At 73.2% G+C, this 19,376-nt stretch carries 15 protein-coding genes; 8 read left to right on the forward strand and 7 right to left on the reverse strand.

What is annotated here, in order from left to right; all coding sequences use genetic code 11:
• Positions 1-16: 16 nt before the first annotated feature.
• From ACGFS9_RS04775 to ACGFS9_RS04785, 3 genes are read right to left on the reverse strand one after another with little or no spacing between them, the layout of a single operon-like run.
• The gene (locus ACGFS9_RS04775; RefSeq protein WP_393250876.1) at positions 17-454 is read right to left on the reverse strand and encodes a roadblock/LC7 domain-containing protein; all 438 of its coding nucleotides are present in this window, start codon (positions 452-454) and stop codon (positions 17-19) included.
• Positions 451-2,979, reverse strand: a complete 2,529-nt coding sequence (locus ACGFS9_RS04780; RefSeq protein WP_393250877.1) for a nitrate- and nitrite sensing domain-containing protein — start codon at positions 2,977-2,979, stop codon at positions 451-453. The genes ACGFS9_RS04775 and ACGFS9_RS04780 overlap by 4 nt, the downstream gene beginning before the upstream one ends.
• Positions 2,980-3,028: 49 nt before the next feature.
• Positions 3,029-3,802: an MHYT domain-containing protein gene (locus ACGFS9_RS04785; RefSeq protein ID WP_393250878.1), complete on the reverse strand. Its 774-nt coding sequence runs from the start codon at positions 3,800-3,802 to the stop codon at positions 3,029-3,031.
• Positions 3,803-3,954: 152 nt separating this feature from the next.
• Here ACGFS9_RS04785 and ACGFS9_RS04790 point away from each other — a divergent pair, with 152 nt between their 5' ends.
• Positions 3,955-4,554 carry a class I SAM-dependent methyltransferase gene (locus tag ACGFS9_RS04790; protein ID WP_393250879.1) on the forward strand — a complete coding sequence of 200 codons (600 nt, stop codon included), beginning with the start codon at positions 3,955-3,957 and terminating at the stop codon, positions 4,552-4,554.
• Between the two features lie 63 nt (positions 4,555-4,617).
• Here ACGFS9_RS04790 and ACGFS9_RS04795 read toward each other — a convergent pair whose 3' ends face one another.
• Complete coding sequence (locus tag ACGFS9_RS04795; RefSeq protein ID WP_393250880.1) at positions 4,618-5,505, reverse strand: oxygenase MpaB family protein; 888 nt, start codon at positions 5,503-5,505, stop codon at positions 4,618-4,620.
• Between the two features lie 139 nt (positions 5,506-5,644).
• Between ACGFS9_RS04795 and ACGFS9_RS04800 the strand changes: the two genes are divergently transcribed.
• Positions 5,645-5,917 (forward strand): hypothetical protein, encoded by a 273-nt coding sequence (locus tag ACGFS9_RS04800; RefSeq protein WP_393251266.1) that lies wholly within the window; start codon positions 5,645-5,647, stop codon positions 5,915-5,917.
• A 132-nt stretch (positions 5,918-6,049) separates the two neighbouring features.
• On the forward strand, positions 6,050-6,961 hold the full coding sequence (locus tag ACGFS9_RS04805) for a hypothetical protein (RefSeq protein WP_393250881.1): 912 nt from the start codon (positions 6,050-6,052) through the stop codon (positions 6,959-6,961).
• A 101-nt stretch (positions 6,962-7,062) separates the two neighbouring features.
• Here ACGFS9_RS04805 and ACGFS9_RS04810 read toward each other — a convergent pair whose 3' ends face one another.
• The gene (locus ACGFS9_RS04810; protein ID WP_393250882.1) at positions 7,063-7,245 is read right to left on the reverse strand and encodes a hypothetical protein; all 183 of its coding nucleotides are present in this window, start codon (positions 7,243-7,245) and stop codon (positions 7,063-7,065) included.
• A 465-nt stretch (positions 7,246-7,710) separates the two neighbouring features.
• A complete protein-coding gene (gene xylA, locus ACGFS9_RS04815) occupies positions 7,711-8,877 on the reverse strand; it encodes a xylose isomerase (protein ID WP_393250883.1) in 1,167 nt (388 codons plus the stop codon).
• A gap of 199 nt (positions 8,878-9,076) precedes the next feature.
• Here xylA and xylB point away from each other — a divergent pair, with 199 nt between their 5' ends.
• The 5 genes from xylB to adh all read left to right on the forward strand — a co-directional run bounded on the left by xylB (position 9,077) and on the right by adh (position 16,668).
• Positions 9,077-10,522, forward strand: coding sequence for a xylulokinase (gene xylB, locus ACGFS9_RS04820; protein ID WP_393250884.1), 1,446 nt, complete (start codon positions 9,077-9,079; stop codon positions 10,520-10,522).
• A gap of 218 nt (positions 10,523-10,740) precedes the next feature.
• Positions 10,741-11,949: an ROK family protein gene (locus ACGFS9_RS04825; RefSeq protein WP_393250885.1), complete on the forward strand. Its 1,209-nt coding sequence runs from the start codon at positions 10,741-10,743 to the stop codon at positions 11,947-11,949.
• 972 nt (positions 11,950-12,921) lie between these two features.
• Positions 12,922-13,521: an N-acetylmuramoyl-L-alanine amidase gene (locus ACGFS9_RS04830; RefSeq protein WP_393250886.1), complete on the forward strand. Its 600-nt coding sequence runs from the start codon at positions 12,922-12,924 to the stop codon at positions 13,519-13,521.
• 134 nt (positions 13,522-13,655) lie between these two features.
• On the forward strand, positions 13,656-15,008 hold the full coding sequence (locus tag ACGFS9_RS04835) for a GAF domain-containing protein (RefSeq protein ID WP_393250887.1): 1,353 nt from the start codon (positions 13,656-13,658) through the stop codon (positions 15,006-15,008).
• Positions 15,009-15,144: 136 nt separating this feature from the next.
• Positions 15,145-16,668, forward strand: a complete 1,524-nt coding sequence (adh, locus tag ACGFS9_RS04840) for an aldehyde dehydrogenase (RefSeq protein WP_393250888.1) — start codon at positions 15,145-15,147, stop codon at positions 16,666-16,668.
• Between the two features lie 260 nt (positions 16,669-16,928).
• Here the strand turns inward: adh and ACGFS9_RS04845 are convergent, their stop codons facing one another.
• Positions 16,929-19,349, reverse strand: a complete 2,421-nt coding sequence (locus ACGFS9_RS04845) for an RICIN domain-containing protein (RefSeq protein WP_393250889.1) — start codon at positions 19,347-19,349, stop codon at positions 16,929-16,931.
• Positions 19,350-19,376: the final 27 nt, after the last annotated feature.

The following is a 19,376-nucleotide window of genomic DNA, read 5'->3' on the forward strand; positions in this document are numbered from 1 at the left end:
GCGCGGACGTCCCCGCTCAACCCGCGGCCGGGGCGCGGGTGGTGGCGCGCGGCGGGGTGTCGAGGTGCTCTCCGACGCGCTTGACGAGCACGGCCATCTCGTATGCCACGAGGCCGATGTCGGCGGTGGCGGATGTCAGGACGGCGAGGCAGGAGCCCTCTCCCGCCGCGGCGACGAAGAGGAACCCCTCGTCCATCTCCACCATGGTCTGCCGCACGCCGCCGACGCCGAAGTGGCGGCCCGTCCCTTTGGCAAGGCTGTGGAATCCGGACGCGACGGCCGCGAGGTGTTCGGCGTCCTCACGGAGCAGGCCCTTCGACGCTCCCACCGCCAGGCCGTCGCCCGAGAGCACCACGGCGTGCCGGACGTCGCCGACGCGCAGCACCATGTCGTCCAGCAGCCAGTCGAGTTCGCCCGGGAGCGGGGCGGGTCCGGGACAGGGGTCCTGGGTCATGCGGAGTCTCCTTCGCTGCCGTCGCCGCCCGTTCGCGGTGCGGGGATCGTGGGAGGACCGGGTGGCCTACCGCCGCCGCGTGCCCAGCCGTCCCGGTAGGCGGTGATGTGCGCGCGCACGCGTTCCGGGGTGCGCTCGTCACCGGCCGCGGACGGCGTTGTCCGCATCGGTTCCTCCGAGCGCGGGGAGCGCAGTTGAGGTGCCAGGTGTGCCTGGCGTACCCGCCGGGGGAGTTCCCCGCAGGCTCCGGCCGCGTCGTCACCGCGATGGAGCCGGAGGGGCGCGGCCCCCGTCGGCGCGGCATCCCGCGCGGCCTTCAACGGGGGTTCGGGGGCGGCCGCGACGGTCGCGGGAGGGACCAGCGCGGGCCGTTCGCCGACGGCCCGGACGGCGTCCGGCCCGGACGGGGAGGCGGCGGGTGGGTCGTGGCTCGGCGCCGCCCCCGGGCTGCCGTCCTCGGCGGCGAGGCCGTCGCTCCGCTCGCTGTGCAGGAGCGTGGTGGGCAACAGGACCACCGCGGTGGTGCCGCCGTACGGCGAGGTCCGCAACCGCACCTTGATCCCGTGCCGGGCCGACAGCCGGCTCACCACGAACAGGCCGAGCCGGTCGCTGTCGAGGAGGTCGAGTGCCTCGGGCCGCTCGATGCGCTCGTTCGCCTGGGCCAGCGTCTCCTCGCCCATGCCCAGTCCGCGGTCCTCGACCTCGACCACGAAGCCGGTGCCGACGGGCTCGCCGGTGATCCGTACCCGCGTGTGCGGCGGCGAGAACCGGGCGGCGTTCTCCACGATCTCTGCCAGGAGATGAGTGAGGTCGGCGACCGCGGCCCCGGTCACCGTGGTGTCCGGGAGCTGTCGTACTTCCACGCGCGCGTAGTCCTCGACTTCGGAGACGGCCGCGCGTACGACGTCGGTGAGCGGGACCGGTGTTCGCCAGGCCCGGCCGGGCGCTGCTCCGGAGAGGATGATCAGGCTCTCCGCGTGTCGGCGCATCCGGGTGGTGAGGTGGTCGAGACGGAACAGGTCGCCGAGCTCGTCGGGATCATCCGACCTGCGTTCCATGGCGTCCAGGAGACGGAGTTGGCGGTGCAGGAGCACCTGGCTGCGGCGGGCCAGGTTCACGAAGACGCCGGAGATCCCCCCGGCCAGCTCCGCGCGTTCCACGGCCGCGCGCAGGGCCGCCCGGTGGACGGTGTCGAGCGCTTCGGCGACTTGGCCGGTCTCGTCGACGGAGGGTCTGCCGAGCGGTGCCTCGGTCCGGACGTCGACGGTCTCGCCCGCCCTGACCCGGCGCATGGCCTCGGGGAGTTCGCGGCGCGCGATGTCCAGGGCGCTGTCGCGCAGGCTCACCAGCTCGACGACGAGGTCGCGGCCGATGCGGACGGAGATGAGCAGCGAGGCCACGCCTGCCGCCAGTCCGAAGAGGACCGCCGCCCCCGCCGGCGTCAGCAGAGCGTCCCGGAACGGGCTCGGATCGCCCGTGGCCACGGCGTCCCTCACGATCGCCCGCATAGCGTCCTGCACACGGGCCCGGGCGATGTCCCAGCGCGACTCCGGGGCGGCCCGGACCGCATTCGGACCGGGACGGGCGGCGAGCACGGCGTCCTCGGCCACCCGTACGTCCAGGTAGTCGCTCGACCGGGCCAGGTCCGTCCAGGCGGACAGTTCGGATCCGCGGAGGTCCGCCGTGGCGGCGTCCGTCAGGGCGCGGCGGGTGCCGATGGCTCCGGTGAACAGCCGGAGCCTCTCACCGTCGAGGGTTCCGGCACGGCGGGCACCGGCGAGGACGGCGTCCTCCTGTGCGAGCGCCTCACCGGCTCGGGAGAATTCGAGCAGGACCCGCGCGTCGGTGCCCGGTCTCGCACCAGGGACACCGCTGAGGGCTCCGTCGGCTGCGAGGGCCGCGGCGATGGCGCTCGTGTAGCGGCCGTAGGTCTCCTCCCAGCCGGTTCCGCGGGCGAGCACGGACGGGCGGAGCGCCCTCAAGCGGTCCGTCTCCGCGACGAAGACGGCGAGCCTGGCCGAAGCTCCCGCGGGCAGGTCGGCACCGTCCGCGACGGTGTGGCGCCCGTCCAGGCGGAGTCTCGCCGCGGCGCGGTCGGTCTGCCGCGCCAGGGCCCGCACCCGGATCGCCCCGTCGGTCGCCGGTTCGGTCGCGTACCCGACCGCTGCCGAGCGCTCCTCCTGCAGCGCGGCGATCGCGGCGAGGACGGGCGCCCGGACGGTGGCGTCGACACGGTGCGCCTGCCGCAGCCGTGCGACGTCCTGCGCGGTACCCACCGTGGCGAAGGCCCACAGGGCCAGGAGCGAGACCACAGGCACCATCAGCAGGCTGACGACCTTGGCCCGGACGGTACGGGGCCTGAGGTGGCGCCCCCGGGCGGACGGAGACGCCGGTGCCGCGGCGGCGGGCGCGATGCCGCCGGCCCCGGCCCGCTCGTCGGCCGGCGGCCCGGCGTGGGCGCGGCGGCCCCGCGCGCGGGGCGGCGGTCCGGATCCGGCGGGCGTGGGTCTGCGAGGTGTACGCATGGCCTCCTCGATCGGAGAGGTTCGGGGGTGTCTCGGCCGCGGGCCGCCTCTAGTGGGCCGCGCTGTCGGCCTGCGCGTGCGCGGACACGGTCGTCCCGCGGGCGTCGGCCATCGGGGACAGCGCGACGAACGCCGCGGTCAGGAACAGGTAGGACCCGAGCCCCACGGCGAGCGGGAAGATGAACTGCAGGGCCGTGGCCCCGGGCAGCTCGGTGGCCGAAGGGGTGACGTGCACGCTCACCGCCATCATTCCGGTGTAGTGCATGCTGCTCACCGCTCCGCCCATGCCGAGAGAGGCGGCGGTGACCGCCGCGGGCGACCTGATGGTGAGGGCGGCCCACAGGGCGGCGGTCGCGGCCAGCCCGGCGAGCAGGACGGAGAGGACGACGAGGGTCGCGTCGTAGTCCACCCGGCCGTGCAGGCGCAGCGCCGCCATGCCGAGGTAGTGCATGCCGGCGACGCCGAGCCCGGTGGTGAGCCCGCCGACGGCGAACGCGCGGGTCCTGTCCCGTCCGTATCCGACCGCGAGGAGGCCGGCGCCGACGAACGCCATGGCGACGAGCAGGCTGAGGATGGTCAGGGGCACGTCGTAGCGGATCTCCGTGCCCGTGACGCCGAATCCCAGCATGGCCACGAAGTGCATCGTCCAGATGCCCGTACCGATCGCCGAGGCCGCGGCGAGGAGCCAGTTGCGGCGTGCGCGGCCCGTCGAGCCGAGCCCGCGGACCGCGCAGCGCAGCCCGAGGGCGGCGCCGACGGCGGCCATCGCGTACGACAGCACGGGGGTCAGCCAGCCGAAGGCGGCATGGTCCAGGTGTCCCATGGCCCGGGGACGCTAGTCGGCGCCGAGCGGCGCGCAGGGGGCGCATTGCGAAACCTGTTGGAATATGGCCACAGTGTACGGTCCGACGATCGTGTCGGGGTCGAACCTGTGCGCGTCTGCGTGCTCCGTGTCAGTGAGGGATCATGCGGCACATGAACGACGACCATACGAACGTCCGGGATTTCTTCGGTGCCCGCGCGGCCCGCTGGGACGCACGCTTCCCCGACGACGGGCCCGCGTACGAGGCCGCGGTGGCGGAGATGGGGCTGCGCCCGGGTGACCGGGTGCTCGACGCCGGCTGCGGCACCGGGCGGGCGCTGGCGCCGCTGAGGAGCGCCGTGACGGACACCGGAGTCGTCCTCGGTGCCGATCTGGCCCCGGCCATGCTGGAGGCGGCGGTCGGCGCGAGACGTGACGGCGCCGGACGTCTGCTGCTGGCCGACGTCACCGCGCTCCCCCTGCGATCGGCCTCCCTGGACGCGGTGTTCGCCGCCGGCCTCGTGGCGCATCTGCCGGACCCGGGCGGGAACCTGCGGGAACTGGGCCGTGTGGTGCGCCCGGGAGGCGTGCTCGCCCTCTTCCATCCGATCGGCCGATCCGCCCTCGCGGCACGCCAGGGCAGAGCGCTCACGCCGGAGGACCTGCGGGCCGAGCACAACCTGCGCCCGCTGCTGGCCAGTTCGGGCTGGACGATGACCTCCTACGCGGACGAGGAGTCCCGCTTCCTGGCGCTCGCCGTCCGCACAGACTGAGGGCGCCCTCCGCCGTCTCGGCGCCGCCCGAGCGCGCCGGCCGGCCGCGAACGGCCGCTCGGCTCACGGCGGGCTGCCCGGCGACACCGGGCAGCCGCGCACCCCAGGGACGGGGTGGGTGCCCAGGTCGGCGACGCGGTAGCCGCCGCGGTAGCCCTTGATCTCCCGGTTCTGCCGGGCGAAGTGCGGAGCGCGTCGAGGCGGCAGCAGCCGGACCAGCCGGCCACGCGCGCGTACGGCGCGGCGCACCAGCCCGCGTGTGGCCGCGCCCGGCGGCTCATAGCGAAAGGCGCGCAGCAGCGGTTCGTCGAGCAGGGCCAGTGTGGAGGTCCGCAGCAGAGGCGCGAGCGGGCGCGGATACCACGAGGCCATCAGGTCCAGGGTCGCGTCCGAGACGCTCCGGCCTCCCTCGTCCCAGCCGAAACGCGCCTCTTCGTAGGCGTCGAGGCAGGACTCGAACTCCTCGTACGTCTCCGGGATGTCCTTGATCCCCATGTGCCGTCCGAGCGTGCGGTAGTGCTCGGCGCAGGCGACGGTCTCGTGGCGTGACAACTTCCGCCATCCGTAGGCGTCGATCCAGCGCTTGGGCATCACGACGAAGGTGCACAGCACGTACCGCATGTCGTCGTCGGCGATGTCGTAGGCGCGGTGCATCCGGTTGATCCGTTGGATCGCGGTGCGGCCCTGATCGGCGCCGAACCCGTGCTCGACGATGGCGTCGAGCAGCAGGGCGGTGTCGTCGTAGCGCTTCTGCGTCCGGACGGTGAGTTCGGCCGTCTCGGCGAGCAGGCGGCCGATGCTCGGCACGGCGTAGGTGCGGTACAGCGCCAGCTCCAGGGAGCGGGCGACATCCCACGGGAACTCGTAGGCGGAGGTGAGCCGGTAGATGGCGGAGGCGTCCTTCACGGGATCCATCCGCCGGATCCTTTCGAGCCGTTCATAGCGCTTCACCGGGCCGTCCCCCTTCTGCCGTCGGGCGTCCAACTCTACGTTGGACGGGAGAGACGGCGAACGGTCGCAGACCACGACCGTGCAGGGGAGAGGCGGCCCGATGACCACGTTCGACAGGCTTCGTGCGATGGTGCGGGGCATGACCGCGGGGACTTCCGAGCCGGGGCGCACGGAGGCACACGGCACCGCGAGGCGCGGCCACAACCTGTTCGAGGCCGCGTCGGCCTATGTGTGCGCGTGCGCGGAGGACGATCAGGACAGGATCGACGAGGCCGCCTCCCGGGTGTCTCCGGAAGCGCTGTCGTTCGCGGTGACCGAACTGGCCTCGCGGGCGGTCGTCGCTCTCGCCCGGGAGCGGGGCGAGACGCCCCGGACGGTCACCCGCGCCCTGCTCGGCCTTCCGGTCGCCTGACCGCCGGGAGCAGCGGGCGTTTCGCCCCTGTCCAGCCGGATAACTGCAGCTCCGCATGTGTTTCAGGCCCGTGACAACTGCCTTCCGGTCGCATTAGGGTGCGCCGACAGATGGACCGATCGGGAGGCTGGCATGGCCGGGACGGACGAAGAAGCCGTCATCACGGTGGACGAGGAAGCCGTCGCCACCGTGGACGACGACGCGCTGTACGTGCTGACGGCGGTGCTGCTGACACCCGCGAAGTTCCCCAGCGTTCTCGGGGACGACTATCCGGAGGCCTGCGCGGCGCTCGGGCTCGCGCCGCTCGCCGACGGGTACGGGCTGGTGCTCGGCCAGGACGGGGAGGGCGCGCGCTGGACGGTCGTGATCGACGACGTGTCCCTGGTGGCCGTCGCGATCGCCTCGTGGGACTGCGGGATGGAGCACGAACTGTCGCCGGACGAGCGGACGGTCGTGGCAGCCCTGCCCGGCTGGCCGCTCGAGGTCGCCGTCTCGGCCCCGGGGGTACCGGCCCCGCACGATCCGTCGGCCGAGGTCGCGGAGCGCCCGCCGCTCGCGCCGCCGGACACCTCCGTGTGGGGGCCCGCCCAGCGCCGGATGGGGGCCGACGAGATCGCGCTCCAGTGGGCCGTGTGGCGGGACCAGATCGACGACAGCGAGTTCGCCGCCCCCGACGGTGCGGAGCAGCCGGCCGACGACGCCGCGTCCGGGAACGCCGAGGAGGCCGCGGAGACGGATGCGGGCGACGGCTCGGGGGACGAAACCGCCGGCCCGGACCGCGCCGGCGTGCGCCGGGTCCTGGCCCAGGCCCGGGCCTACGTGGACACCCCTCCCCCGCTGGGCCGGGTGCGGTCGTCGTTCGCGAGCGGCGACGCGCGGACCCTGCGGGCCGACGGTCCGGGATGGTCACTCGTCGCCAGAACGGACGACATCGCGTTCGTCCTGCTCGACGAGGAACCCGGCGAGGTCCTCCCGGTGGGCCGCGGTCCCGAGCTTCCCGGGCTCCTCGCGGCTCTCGACGGGATGGCGGTCCGGCCGAGCTGAACGGTCGTCGGCCGGACCTTTGGGCGACAGGGGCCTCCGCATGCCCCGTCCCCGCGCCGGAACGGCCGCCGGTGTGGCGGAGGGCAGCCGTCAGGCGCCGCTCAACGGCCGATCTCCCGGCGGGAGACACGGCGCAGCCGGCGCCGCTGCGAAGGGTCAAGGGCCAGGTACGCGGCCGCCGGGACGCCCAGCACGATCAAGAGGGCGGCCCACCAGGGCAGCCAGATCAAAAGGATCAGGCCGACGGCCACGCCTCCTGCGGCGATCTTCGCGTTCTTCGACATGTGGGTCGCCTCCTCCGCGGCTGCTGCCGCTCTCTGTGGTGAGAACGGGTCCCCGCGTCCCACGGTTCCGGACCACGACCCTGATATATCCCTGACAATCCCTGAGGCCGTCCCCCACAGGCCCCCGAGACGCCGCCCGAGCACGTGCGGCGTCTCGTCATGCCACCAAGGGCACGCGACGGGCCCCCGCCCGGTGGTTGCCGCTGCCGCGCCCCGACGGTCGTCGACGACAGGGGCTCCGGGACGACCGACGGTTCCGGCGCGGTAGGCACGCGGCGGCCCGTCGGCGGCGGCACGGAGACCACGGTCGCCTACCCGGGTACCCTCGTGGCCCGCACTCCTGCGGGTGGGGCCTGGTCGTCGCGGGCGCGCGCGCACGGGAGGACCGGCGCCCGCAGCCCGGCCCGGCGGCCCCGCCCGCCGGCTCGGGCCCCGGGGAGACGGACCGTACCCCGGCCGCACCGGTCAGCCGCGGGCTCCGAGCAGGTGGTCCATCGCCAGCTGGTCCAGCTGCTCGAAGGCCATGCCCCGCAGGGCCGCGGCCTCGACGTCGAAGTCCTCGAAGGCACCCCGGTCCGCGAGCAGGCTCTCCAGGCCGTCCGCCGCGGTGGGCTGCGCCAGTTCGTCGAGCCGAGACGCCCGCAGTGCCGCCTGGACCTCCGGATCGGCCCGGAAGGCCGCCGCCCGCTCGCGCAGGATCAGGTAGTTGCGCATGCAGCCGGCCGCCGAGGCCCACACGCCGTCGAAGTCCTCGGTGCGCGGAGGCTTGAAGTCGAAGTGCTTCGGACCGGCGTAGCCGGCGCTCTCCAGGAGGTCCACCAGCCAGAAGGCGGCCCGCAGGTCGCCGGCGCCGAACCGCAGGTCCTGGTCGTACTTGATCCCCGACTGGCCGTTCAGGTCGATGTGGAACAGCTTGCCCGCCCACAGGGCCTGCGCGATGCCGTGCGGGAAGTTCAGCCCGGCCATCTGCTCGTGGCCGACCTCGGGGTTGACGCCGTACAGCTCCGGGCGCTCCAGCCGTTCGATGAACGCCAGGGCGTGGCCGACGGTGGGCAGCAGGATGTCGCCGCGCGGCTCGTTGGGCTTGGGCTCGATCGCGAACCTCAGGTCGTACCCCTGCGAGGTCACGTACTCGCCGAGGAGGTCGAACGCCTCCTTCATGCGGTCCAGTGCCACGCGTACGTCCTTGGCTGCGCCGGACTCGGCTCCCTCCCGGCCGCCCCAGGCGACGTACGTCTCGGCGCCGAGCTCGGCCGCCAGGTCGATGTTGCGGAGGGTCTTGCGCAGCGCGTAGCGCCGCACGTCCCGGTCGTTCGCGGTGAAGGCGCCGTCCTTGAAGACGGGGTGGGTGAACAGGTTGGTGGTGGCCATCGGCACCTTGAGCCCGGTGGCGTCCAGGGTCTGCCGGAAACGCTTGACGTGTGCCTCGCGCTCGCTGTCCGAGGATCCGAACGGGATCAGGTCGTCGTCGTGGAAGGTCACTCCGTAGGCGCCGAGTTCGGCCAGGCGGCGTACCGATTCGACCGGGTCGAGGGCGCGCCGTGTGGCGTCGCCGAAGGGGTCCCGTCCCTGCCAGCCGACGGTCCACAGACCGAAGGTGAACCTGTCCTCGGGGGTGGGCTGGATGTTCATGTCGCGGCTCCCTGCTGACTCCGACTATTTCGTCATGGCCGTTTACAAATTAGTATGCGAACGCGTCTCTGGGAAGAGACGACGGAGGAAACCCCCGGCGTGAGGGTCGGGGAACGCCGTGCGGCGCCCGGATCGAAACGGTCCGGGCACCCCCGCAACCAGGACAGATCCCGCAGAGCCGCGGAAGAGGGAGAGCCCCATGTCAGCAGCCGAGGGTCCGCTCGTCGTCGGGGTGGACTCGTCCACCCAGTCCACCAAGGCGCTGGTCGTCGACGCGTCGACCGGCCGGGTGGTCGCGAGCGGACAGGCACCGCACACCGTCTCCGCCGGGGCGGCCCGCGAGAGCGACCCCCGCCAGTGGTGGGACGCCCTCCGCTCGGCGCTGCACCAGTGCGGCGGCGCGGCGCACGAAGCGGCCGCGGTCTCGGTCGGCGGCCAGCAGCACGGCCTCGTGACCCTCGACGCCGAGGGCCGGCCCGTCCGGCCCGCGCTGCTCTGGAACGACGTGCGATCGGCGCCGCAGGCCCGCCGCCTGGTCGAGGAACTCGGCGGCCCGAAGTCCTGGGCCGAGCGCACGGGCAGCGTGCCCACCGCCTCGTTCACGGCCACGAAGTGGGCCTGGCTCGCCGAACACGAACCGGACGCCGTGCGGGCCACCGCAGCGGTCCGCCTGCCGCACGACTACCTCACCGGGCGGCTGACAGGCGAGGGCACCACCGACCGGGGCGACGCGTCGGGGACGGGCTGGTGGTCCTCGGCCGGTGAGGCGTACGACGAGGAGGTCCTCGCGCACATCGGGCTCGACCCCGCCCTGCTGCCCCGCGTCGTCCGGCCCGGCGAGATCGCCGGAACGGTGCACGCCGGCGGAGACCTGCCGTTCTCCCGAGGGACCCTGGTGGCTGCCGGAACGGGCGACAACGCCGCAGCGGCGCTCGGCCTGGGCCTGCGGCCCGGGACTCCGGTGGTGAGTCTGGGCACGTCGGGCACGGTGTACGCCGTGTCCACCCGGCGGCCGGCCGATCCGACCGGCACGGTGGCGGGCTTCGCCGACGCCCGCGGGGACTGGCTCCCCCTGGCCTGCACGCTCAACTGCACCCTGGCGGTGGACCGGGTCGCCGCACTCCTCGGCCTCGACCGGGAAGCCGTCGAGCCGGGGGCGGCGGTGACACTGCTGCCCTACCTCGACGGAGAGCGCACGCCGAATCTGCCGAACGCCTCGGGCCTGCTGCACGGCCTGCGGCACGACACCACGGGCGGCCAGTTGCTCCAAGCCGCCTACGAGGGCGCCGTGCATTCCCTGTTGGGCGCCCTCGACCTCGTCCTCGACGCCGACGCCGACCGTTCGGCGCCGCTGCTGCTGATCGGCGGCGGCGCCCGGGGAAGAGCCTGGCAGCAGACCGTGCGCCGGCTCTCGGGGCGGCCCGTGCAGGTCCCCGAGGCCGGGGAGCTGGTCGCGCTCGGCGCCGCAGCGCAGGCGGCCGGCCTGCTGACGGGCGAGGACCCGGCCGCGGTCGCACGGCGGTGGAACACCGCCGACGGCCCGGTGCTCGACGCCGTGGAACGGGACGAGGAGACGCTCGCGCGGATCACCGGGGTACTCTCCGACGCGGCCCCCCTGCTGGAACGCCGGGCGAGCGGCAGCTGACCCGACCGCACGAGCGAGCGGAGCGGAACCGGAGAGCCCGGTTGCTCGCGCCGGAGGACCCGGGTGCGGCACCTGCGCCCGGCCCCCGTTCCCCTGCGAGACGGCGGGGCGGAGGACCGCCCGGTCTCCCGGGAGGCTCCTCCCGCCGGTACGGCGGAAGGCCCGCGCGCAGCCCGAAGGAGGCCGGCAGAGCCGGCCGGACGAGGAATGACGGAGGCATGACCGCACTGCCGCACCAGCCCCGACCGAACGGTCCCGGCCGCCGCCTGCCCGACACCCAGCAGGGCATGCGCCGGCGCAACCTGTCCCGGGTCATGTACACCGTCAGCGCCGAGGGACCGCTGTCGCGGGCCGCCGTGGCCTCGCACATCGGCCTGACCCGGGCCGCCGTGTCGACGCTCGTCGACGAACTGATCCGGGCCGGCCTCCTCGAGGAGTTGGGGCCCGAGCGGCCGGGCAGGGTGGGACGGCCGGGCTCCGCGCTGGCCGTGAGCGGACACGGCCCGGCGGGGATCGGCGCGGAGGTGGGAGTGGACCATCTCGCCGTGTGCGCCGTGGATCTGCGCGGCTCAGTCCGCGCGCGAGCGGTGCGCCACGGGACGAACCGCGGCCGGAGCGCCGAACGGGTGGCCGGGGAGCTCACGGAACTGGTCCACCGGGTCGTGGCCGAGGCGGAACGCGACGGGCTGTGGGCGGCGGGCCTCGCCGTCGCCGTGCCCGGACTCGTGGCCGGGGACGGAAGCACCGTGGTCCGTGCCCCCAACCTGGACTGGCAGGACACGGATCTCGCCGCCCTGCTGCCCTCGGACCTGCCGCCGGCCGTGGACAACGAGGCCAACTTCGGCGGGCTCGCCGAACTCTGGCTCGGCCCGTCGGCACCGCGCGACTTCCTGCACGTCTCGGCCGAGATCGGCATCGGTGCGGCGGTGGTCGTGGACGGCCGGCTGCTGCGCGGATCCCGCGGCTTCGCGGGTGAACTCGGGCATGTTCCGGTGTGGCCCGAGGGGCCCCGATGCCCCTGCGGCGGGCGCGGGTGCCTGGAGCAGTACGCCGGCGAGGAAGCCGTTCTGCGGGCCGCGGGTCTCCAGCCGGGCGAGGACGGCGTCCACCTCCTGTCCGAGCGCGCCGCCGCGGGCGATCAGCGTGTGCGGAACGCGCTGCGCGAGGCGGGGACCGCACTCGGCATCGCCCTGACCGGCGCGGTGAACCTGCTCGACCCGGAGTCGGTCGTCCTGGGCGGAGCACTCGCGGGGCTCGCCCCCTGGCTGCTGCCGTCACTGGAGGGCGAGTTGGCCCGGCGCACCGCGGGCCCGGCCTGCCCGGTGACCGTGTCCGAGCTGGGATCGGACGGCCCCCTGCTGGGGGCCGCGCACTCGGTGGTGCGGCACGTGCTCGACGACCCGGCGGGGTTCGCCCGGCGCCCGTAGGCCGGGGCCGAGGCCGCATCCGGCGCAAGCGGGACCGGCCGCCTGCACCCGCCCGCGCGGTCCCGTGGCAGGCGGGGCCTGCCCCGGCGTCGCGGCCGTGCAGCCCGGTGCGGGGGACGGCGTCTCTGCGGGCTCGGCGGTCGCGGCGGGGTCGGGAGCCGGTGAAGAGGCCGAGGCGTCCGTCAGTGCCGCGGCAGGCAACGTCTGCCCGTCAAGGAGCGGCGTGATGGGGTGCCCCTGCTCGATCGAAGCAGAGAGTTCGGGGCGTGCTCTCGGCCTGCCGGCCGGAAATCCTTGTACCCGACGTGCGTGGACTTCGGGCGGAACGGCGAGAGGGCCTGTCGGGCGTCGCGACGGGGCGAACGCAGGCCGCCGCGGCACGAGCGGCCGCCGATGGTCACCCGCCTCTCGGCGATCCGGCCGATCCCCCGGTGGACGGCCGGGGCCCCAGGTGGCCGGCCGGGCCGTCGCGTCGCGGAGGCCGATGGCCGGCTCCGGTCATCCCGTGGGCCGGACGAGCGGGCCGCGGACCGCGGAGCGGGGTCTCCTTCCCCCGTGCGAGTGATCACCTTGTCCACACGTCACGGGTTGTCCACCGTCCACGCCGTGGTCCTCACCGCCAAGCGGCTCGCGCCGTACGGTGATTCACGCGAGGCGCAGCCGTCCGGCCGTCGTCTCGGGTTCGGAGCGAATCGGGGGTTCACATGGTGCTGCCGGCGAATTCCGGCTTGCGGAGCGGCCTGACCGGCGTGCGCGGCGACCTGTTCTCCGCCGCGTGCCGGCGGGTCGGGAGGACCCGCTGCGCCGCGCGTGCCCGGACTGCCGTGCGTGCCGTGATACTCCTCTTCCTGACACCTCGTCATACCGGGCGAACGGCCGCGGCCTTGACCGCTCGCCCCGCCCGTCAGGTCCCCGCCGCGGTCTCGAACCGCCGACCCTCTCGATACCTCAGCGACGAAAGGCCAGGACTCCATGGAGCGAGCACGGTCGTTCCCGAGCCGCCGACGGCTGCTGAAGGGCGCAGCCCTCGCCGCTCTCCCCTATGCGCTGCTTCCGGACGCCAGGGCGGCCGCACAGACCGCGGCCGTCGACTATCCGGGCGCCGAGTGGACCCCCGCGACGTCCTCCAACTACACGGCGTCCGACCGCCCGGACAGCTACGGCCTCGACTACGTGGTCATCCACGTCACGCAGGCGACCTACGCAGACACCTTGTCGATCTTCAGGAACCCGCAGAAGCAGGTGTCGGCTCACTACGTCGTCCGCTCCGCCGACGGGCATGTGGCCCAGTGCGTCCGGGAACGCGACGTCGCCTGGCACGCGGGGAACTGGGACTACAACACCAGAAGCATCGGCATCGAGCACGAGGGGTGGGTCGACAAGCCGGCCTTCTTCACCAACGCGCTCTACGAGGAGTCGGCGCGGCTGACCGCGGCGATCTGCGACCGGTACGGCATCCCCAAGGACCGCTCCCACATCCTCGGCCACTACCAGGTACCGGGCAGCGACCACACCGACCCCGGGCCCAACTGGGACTGGACGCGCTACATCAGGCTCGTCAACTTCGCCTGAAGCGCGCCGGGCCTCCGTCTCCCCCGGGTCCACCACACCACTCGGGCCCTCGAACGCGGAACGTCACACGCCTTGTCCAGTTCCGCACGGGGAGTGACGATGGTGCCAGCCGCATCGCCTTCCGGGAGGCCGAAGTGATCGATCCTTGGGTGGCTCTGGAACCGGGAGCCGACCCCGTCGAGCGGGTTCGGTCGTTGCGGCGCGCCCACGCGTGCTTCACCGAGGCGGGAACGGTGGCACTGCCCGTCCGGCCGGTGGTCGCCGACTCCTGGCGGCGGTCGGCGCGGGCCGGCGTCGTCCCGGACGCCACGGCGGACGTCGAGATGGCGGACGGCGACCTCGGTTCGTACCGGGCCGAGCACCCGCTCGCCCGGGTGATGCCGCTGTTCCGTGAACTCATGGGCACGTTCGCGTCCGACGGGCAACACCTTCTGGCGGTGTGCGACGCGCAGGGGCGGCTTCTGTGGGTGGAGGGCCACCCCGGGACACGGCGGCAGGCCGGCCGGATGAACTTCGTGCCGGGGGCCCGCTGGTCGGAGGCCGCCGTCGGGACGAACGCCCCGGGGACCGCCGTCGCCGTCGACCACCCGGTGCAGGTGTTCGCGGCGGAGCACTTCAGCAGGCGGGTGCAGCCGTGGACGTGCGCGGCGGCCCCGGTGCACGACCCGCGGACCGGACGGGTCCTCGGCGCCGTGGACGTCACGGGCGGGGATCCTCTGGCCCATCCGCACAGCCTGGCGTTCGTCCAGGCGGTGGCGCGGGCCGCCGAGTCGCATCTGGCGCTGCTGGCACCCGCGCCGGCCGTGACGGACGGCCCCCTCGAACTGACCGCCCTGGGCCGGGACGAGGCCCGGCTGGTCGTGGACGGACGAAAGACCAGACTCAGCCGCAGGCACAGCGAGATCCTGGTGCTGCTGGCCCGGCACCCTGAGGGCCTCACGGGCGACGAACTGCTGTGCGCGCTGTACGAGGACGAGTCCGTGACGCCGGTGACGCTCCGGGCCGAGCTTGCCCGGCTGCGCCGCACCCTCGGTCCGGATCTGCTGGATTCGCGGCCCTACCGGCTGACCCGCCCCGTCGAGTCGGATGTGACGGTCGTGGAGCGGCGGCTCGCGACGGGTGCGGTGACGGCGGCCGTCGCGGCCTACACCGGTCCGCTGCTGCCTGCGTCGTCCGCACCCGCTGTCGTACGGCTGCGACGCAGACTGGCCGACGGGCTGCGGACCGCGCTCGTGGCCGGGCGGGATCCCGACCTGCTGGCCGACTGGGCGCGGGCTCCCTGGGGCGAGGACGATCTGGACGTCTGGCGGGCCCTGTCCGCCGTTCGGCCCGCTCCGGCCGTCCGGTCGAGGCTGGAGGAGCTGGAGTCGGAGCTGGGCGTCTCCGCCTCCCGGCCGGCGCCTGCCCGTGCCTCTGCCCGTGTCCGCGACCCTGCGCACCGGGCGGTTCCGGATCGGGTCGGCCGGCTGCGGCCGGACCCGCGCTGACAGCGGAGCCGGGGTGCCGGCCGGGAGGTCGGGTCGGGTGGCCCGTGTGCGCAACGTCGTTGCAACGTCCGGCTGCCTAGCCTCGCGGCGAGAGCTGCCCAACGGCGGGCAGCGCTTCTCCGGGAGGCAGACCAGCATGACCCGTTACGCGGCGCCCGGCAGCGAAGGCGCGATCGTCTCCTACGAGGCGCGGTACGACCACTTCATCGGCGGGGAGTACGTCCCACCGGCGCGCGGACAGTACTTCGAGAACCCGAGCCCGGTGAACGGGCAGCCGTTCACCGAGGTCGCACGCGGGACGGCCGAGGACGTGGAACGCGCCCTGGACGCGGCCCACGCGGCCGCCCCCGCCTGGGGGGCCACCTCGGTGACGGCACGCGCCGACATCCTGCTCAAGATCGCCGACCGGATGGAGGCGAATCTGGAGAAACTGGCGGTCGCCGAGAGCTGGGAGAACGGCAAGCCGGTCCGGGAGACCCTCGCCGCCGACATCCCGCTGGCGATCGACCACTTCCGCTACTTCGCGGGCGCGGCACGCGCGCAGGAAGGCTCGATCGGCGAGATCGACGACGACACCGTCGCCTACCACTTCCACGAACCGCTCGGCGTGGTCGCGCAGATCATCCCGTGGAACTTCCCCATCCTCATGGCGGTGTGGAAGCTCGCGCCGGCACTGGCGGCGGGCAACTCGGTCGTCATCAAGCCCGCCGAACAGACCCCGGCGTCCATCCACTACTGGATGAGCCTGATCTCGGATCTCCTCCCGCCGGGCGTGGTGAACATCGTCAACGGCTTCGGCGTTGAGGCGGGCAAGCCGCTGGCGTCCAGCCCGCGCGTGGCGAAGGTGGCGTTCACCGGTGAGACCACGACGGGCCGGCTGATCATGCAGTACGCCTCGGAGAACATCAAGCCGGTCACGCTGGAGCTCGGCGGGAAGTCCCCCAACATCTTCTTCGACGACGTCTGGGCGCAGAATGACGACTTCCGCGACAAGGCGCTGGAAGGCTTCACCATGTTCGCGCTCAACCAGGGCGAGGTGTGCACCTGCCCGTCGCGGGCCCTGATCCAGCGCGGCCACTACCGGGAGTTCCTGGAGTCGGCGGTCGCCCGCACGGAACTGATCAAGCCCGGCAACCCGCTCGACACGGACACGATGATCGGCGCGCAGGCGTCCAACGACCAGCTGGAGAAGATCCTCTCCTACCTGGACATCGGCCGCCAGGAAGGCGCCAAGGTGCTGACGGGTGGTGAGCGCATCGAGCACGACGGCGAGTTGAAGGGCGGGTACTACGTCCAGCCGACGATCTTCGAGGGCGACAACCGCATGCGGATCTTCCAGGAGGAGATCTTCGGCCCGGTCGTCTCGGTGACGTCGTTCGACGACTTCGACGACGCCGTCAAGATCGCGAACGACACGCTGTACGGGCTCGGCGCGGGCGTGTGGACGCGGGACATCAACACCGCCTACCGGGCGGGCCGTTCCATCCAGGCGGGCCGCGTCTGGACGAACTGCTACCACGCCTACCCGGCGCACGCCGCCTTCGGCGGCTACAAGCAGTCCGGCATCGGCCGCGAGAACCACAAGATGATGCTGGAGCACTACCAGCAGACGAAGAATCTGCTGGTGTCATACTCGCCGAAGAGGCTCGGCTTCTTCTAGAGGCACGAGGAAAGGCGCCTGACCGGGGTTGTCACCCGTCAGGCGCCCTTCGTGCACCCCGTTCTCGACCGGGCCCGGCTTGCGCGCCGACTCCCGATTCCTCCCACGGCTGCACCACACTCATCCTCACGCCTTCGTTCTGAAGATGTGTTCCTTGGTCGGAGCACATGGTCAGGCGAAGGCCGCCCTGGTGTCCGCCGCTTCCCTGGCCGAGCGATCAGGTTCGACACAGCATTCGAGACACCACGTCGAAGATCACGTCAGGCGGTGGTCAGCCGCTGGTTCGCCGCCGTGCCGCAGGTGTACTGGATGACCTCGGCACCGTTCGCCGTGGAGGCGCCGCTCACGTCCAGGCACTTGCCGCTGTGGCGGGCCAGCAGGGCGATGGTGCCGTCCGCCGACCCGAGCACCACCCACTGCTGGTTGGCACCGCCGTTGCAGCCGTACTGGAAGACGACCGCGCCGTCCGCCGTCGACTCGTTGGTGACGTCGAGGCACTTGCCGCTGTTCCGGGCGACGACGTTGACGTAGCCACCTCCAGCGGGGCGCATGGACCACTGCTGGTTGGTCGCGTCGCCGCAGGTGTACTGGACGACCGGGGCGCCGTCCGCGACAGAGGCGCCACTGACGTCCAGGCACTTGCCGCTGTGCCGCATGCGCAGCGGCGTCCAGGTGTCCGCGGCGACGGAGCGGAAGGTCCAGGACTGGTTGGACCCGGTCGTCGGACGGTAGACCCCGACGGGCGCACCGTCGCTCGTGGAGTGGCCGCTGACGTCCAGGAGCTTGCCGCCGGCGCCGTTGACCAGGGTGTAGTGCCCCTCTCCCGTGGTGGAGAGCATCCAGACCTGTTCGGCGGAGGTGCCCGCGGTCACCAGGGCGAGGGAGTCGCCCTGGGCCGCGAGCGCCTTGCCGTTGGCGGCGCTCGTGATGCGGTAGGTGGCGGTGCTGCTCCAGTCGGTCGAGGCGAGCTTGGTGAATGTCCACTGCTGCACAGCGCTGCCGGGGCTGGAGGTGCGCTGGACCAGCGTGCTCTGACCGTTGCTCGTCGCGACGGCCAGGGCCTTGCCGCTGTTGTCGTTGAGCAGTTGCCGCGCGGCGCCGGTGGGAGCCACGGTGCCGGAGGCGTTCACGCCGGTCGTGCCGGGCAGGACGAAGGTGGTGACGGAGCCCGCGCCCACGGTCGCGGTGAGCGTCTTGCCGGCGGGGGCGAGGTCGCTCTCGCGCTGCAGGTTCTTGGTGCCGTCGGTGGTATAGCGCTCTACCGACCCGGTGCCCACGGACTGGAATCCGGCGAGGTTCAGGGTGAGCCGCTGGGGCGCGCCGGTGGGGTTGGTGTGGACGACGACCGCGCCCTGGCCGGCCGGCCGCAGGGCGGCGAAGGTGTCGGCGTTGTCGGTGTTGATGACGCGGGCGCCCGGACGGACGAACTTGGTGTAGTTCGCCATCGCCCAGTACTTCTTGTTCTTGCGCAGCGGTTCGGTGGCCGCGTCCGCGGGGGTGAAGTCGGTCTGGATGAGGCCCCAGTTGGAGTTCTCGTGCGCCGGGGTCATGTTCTCGTAGTCCTCGACGGCCTGCCACAGGACCCAGGCGCGGGGCTCCAGTTCGCGGAAGTCCTCGTTGAGGTGCCGGGTGAGGTCGAGGGCGGGGCTCATGTCGGTGAAGTTCTGCCTGCCGCTTCCGCCGAGGTCCACCTCGGACATCCACAGCGGCTTGGCCGCCCCCTTGGCGATGTCACGGACACCGGTGCGGCCGTTGGTGCCGTACGTGTGGGTGTTGAGCCTGCCGATCGCGGACTTGACCGCCGGGTCGTAGGTGTCCCAGTTCGCACGGAAGACGTCGGGGTTGGTCTCGTCCATCGCGGTGATGGAGGTGGGGATGCCGTCGGCGTTCAGCCGGGCCCGCATGGCGGTGATCATGCGCGCCTGGGAGGCGGGATCCCAGTGCGAGCCCTCCTGCCGGCCACCCGCGTGCCAGTGGTCGGTGCCCGGTTCGTTGACGGGGGAAAGGGAGTCGAAGGTGACGCCGGTGGCGCTCTGCGCGCGCTGGAGGGCACCGGAGAGGTACGCGGCGAACCGGTCGTACTGGTCGGAGCGGAGGTTGTCCTGCCGGCCGTTCGTCGCGCCCGAGACCAGGCCGCTGTTGGTCATGAAGTACGGGGCGGAGTTGGAGAAGGCCTCGAAGGTGGTGGCTCCGCGCGCCTTGGCTGCAGTGAGCCACCACCGCTGGTTGGCGTCGGCGTTCGGGTTCCAGTGCGCGGGGTCGTTCGGGTCCCACCAGTCGGGGGACTCCGGGCCGGGCCGGTTCCACCAGCCGGGGACGGCCCCGCCGGGGCGCATGTAGGGGGTGGTCTCGGGGCTGTCACCGCCGCCGATGTTGTAGCGGGCGATGGTGAAACCGAGGCCGTCGGCGCCGTAGAGGGCGTCCGCGAGCGCGTTGCGCTGGGCGTCGGGCCAGCCGCCGGTCACGTTGGCGAACCAGGCGAGGGCGGTGCCCCAGCCCTGGAACGGCTGCTGCTGGTAGCTGGGGTCGGGGCGGACGGTCACCGCCTGCTCGGTGCTCTCGGCCGCCGCGGGGGTCATGGGCGTGAGGCCGGTCGCGAGGAACGCGGCCACGGCGACGGTGCCCTGGAGCGCGCGGCTCCGGCGTATGCGCTTCGGGGGTCGTTCACGGGTGGAGGGCATGGTCGATCTCCCTGAGTTGATCGTCGA

The sequence above is a fragment of the Streptomyces sp. NPDC048566 genome (assembly GCF_043199735.1).
Taxonomy (GTDB): Bacteria; Actinomycetota; Actinomycetes; order Streptomycetales; family Streptomycetaceae; genus Streptomyces.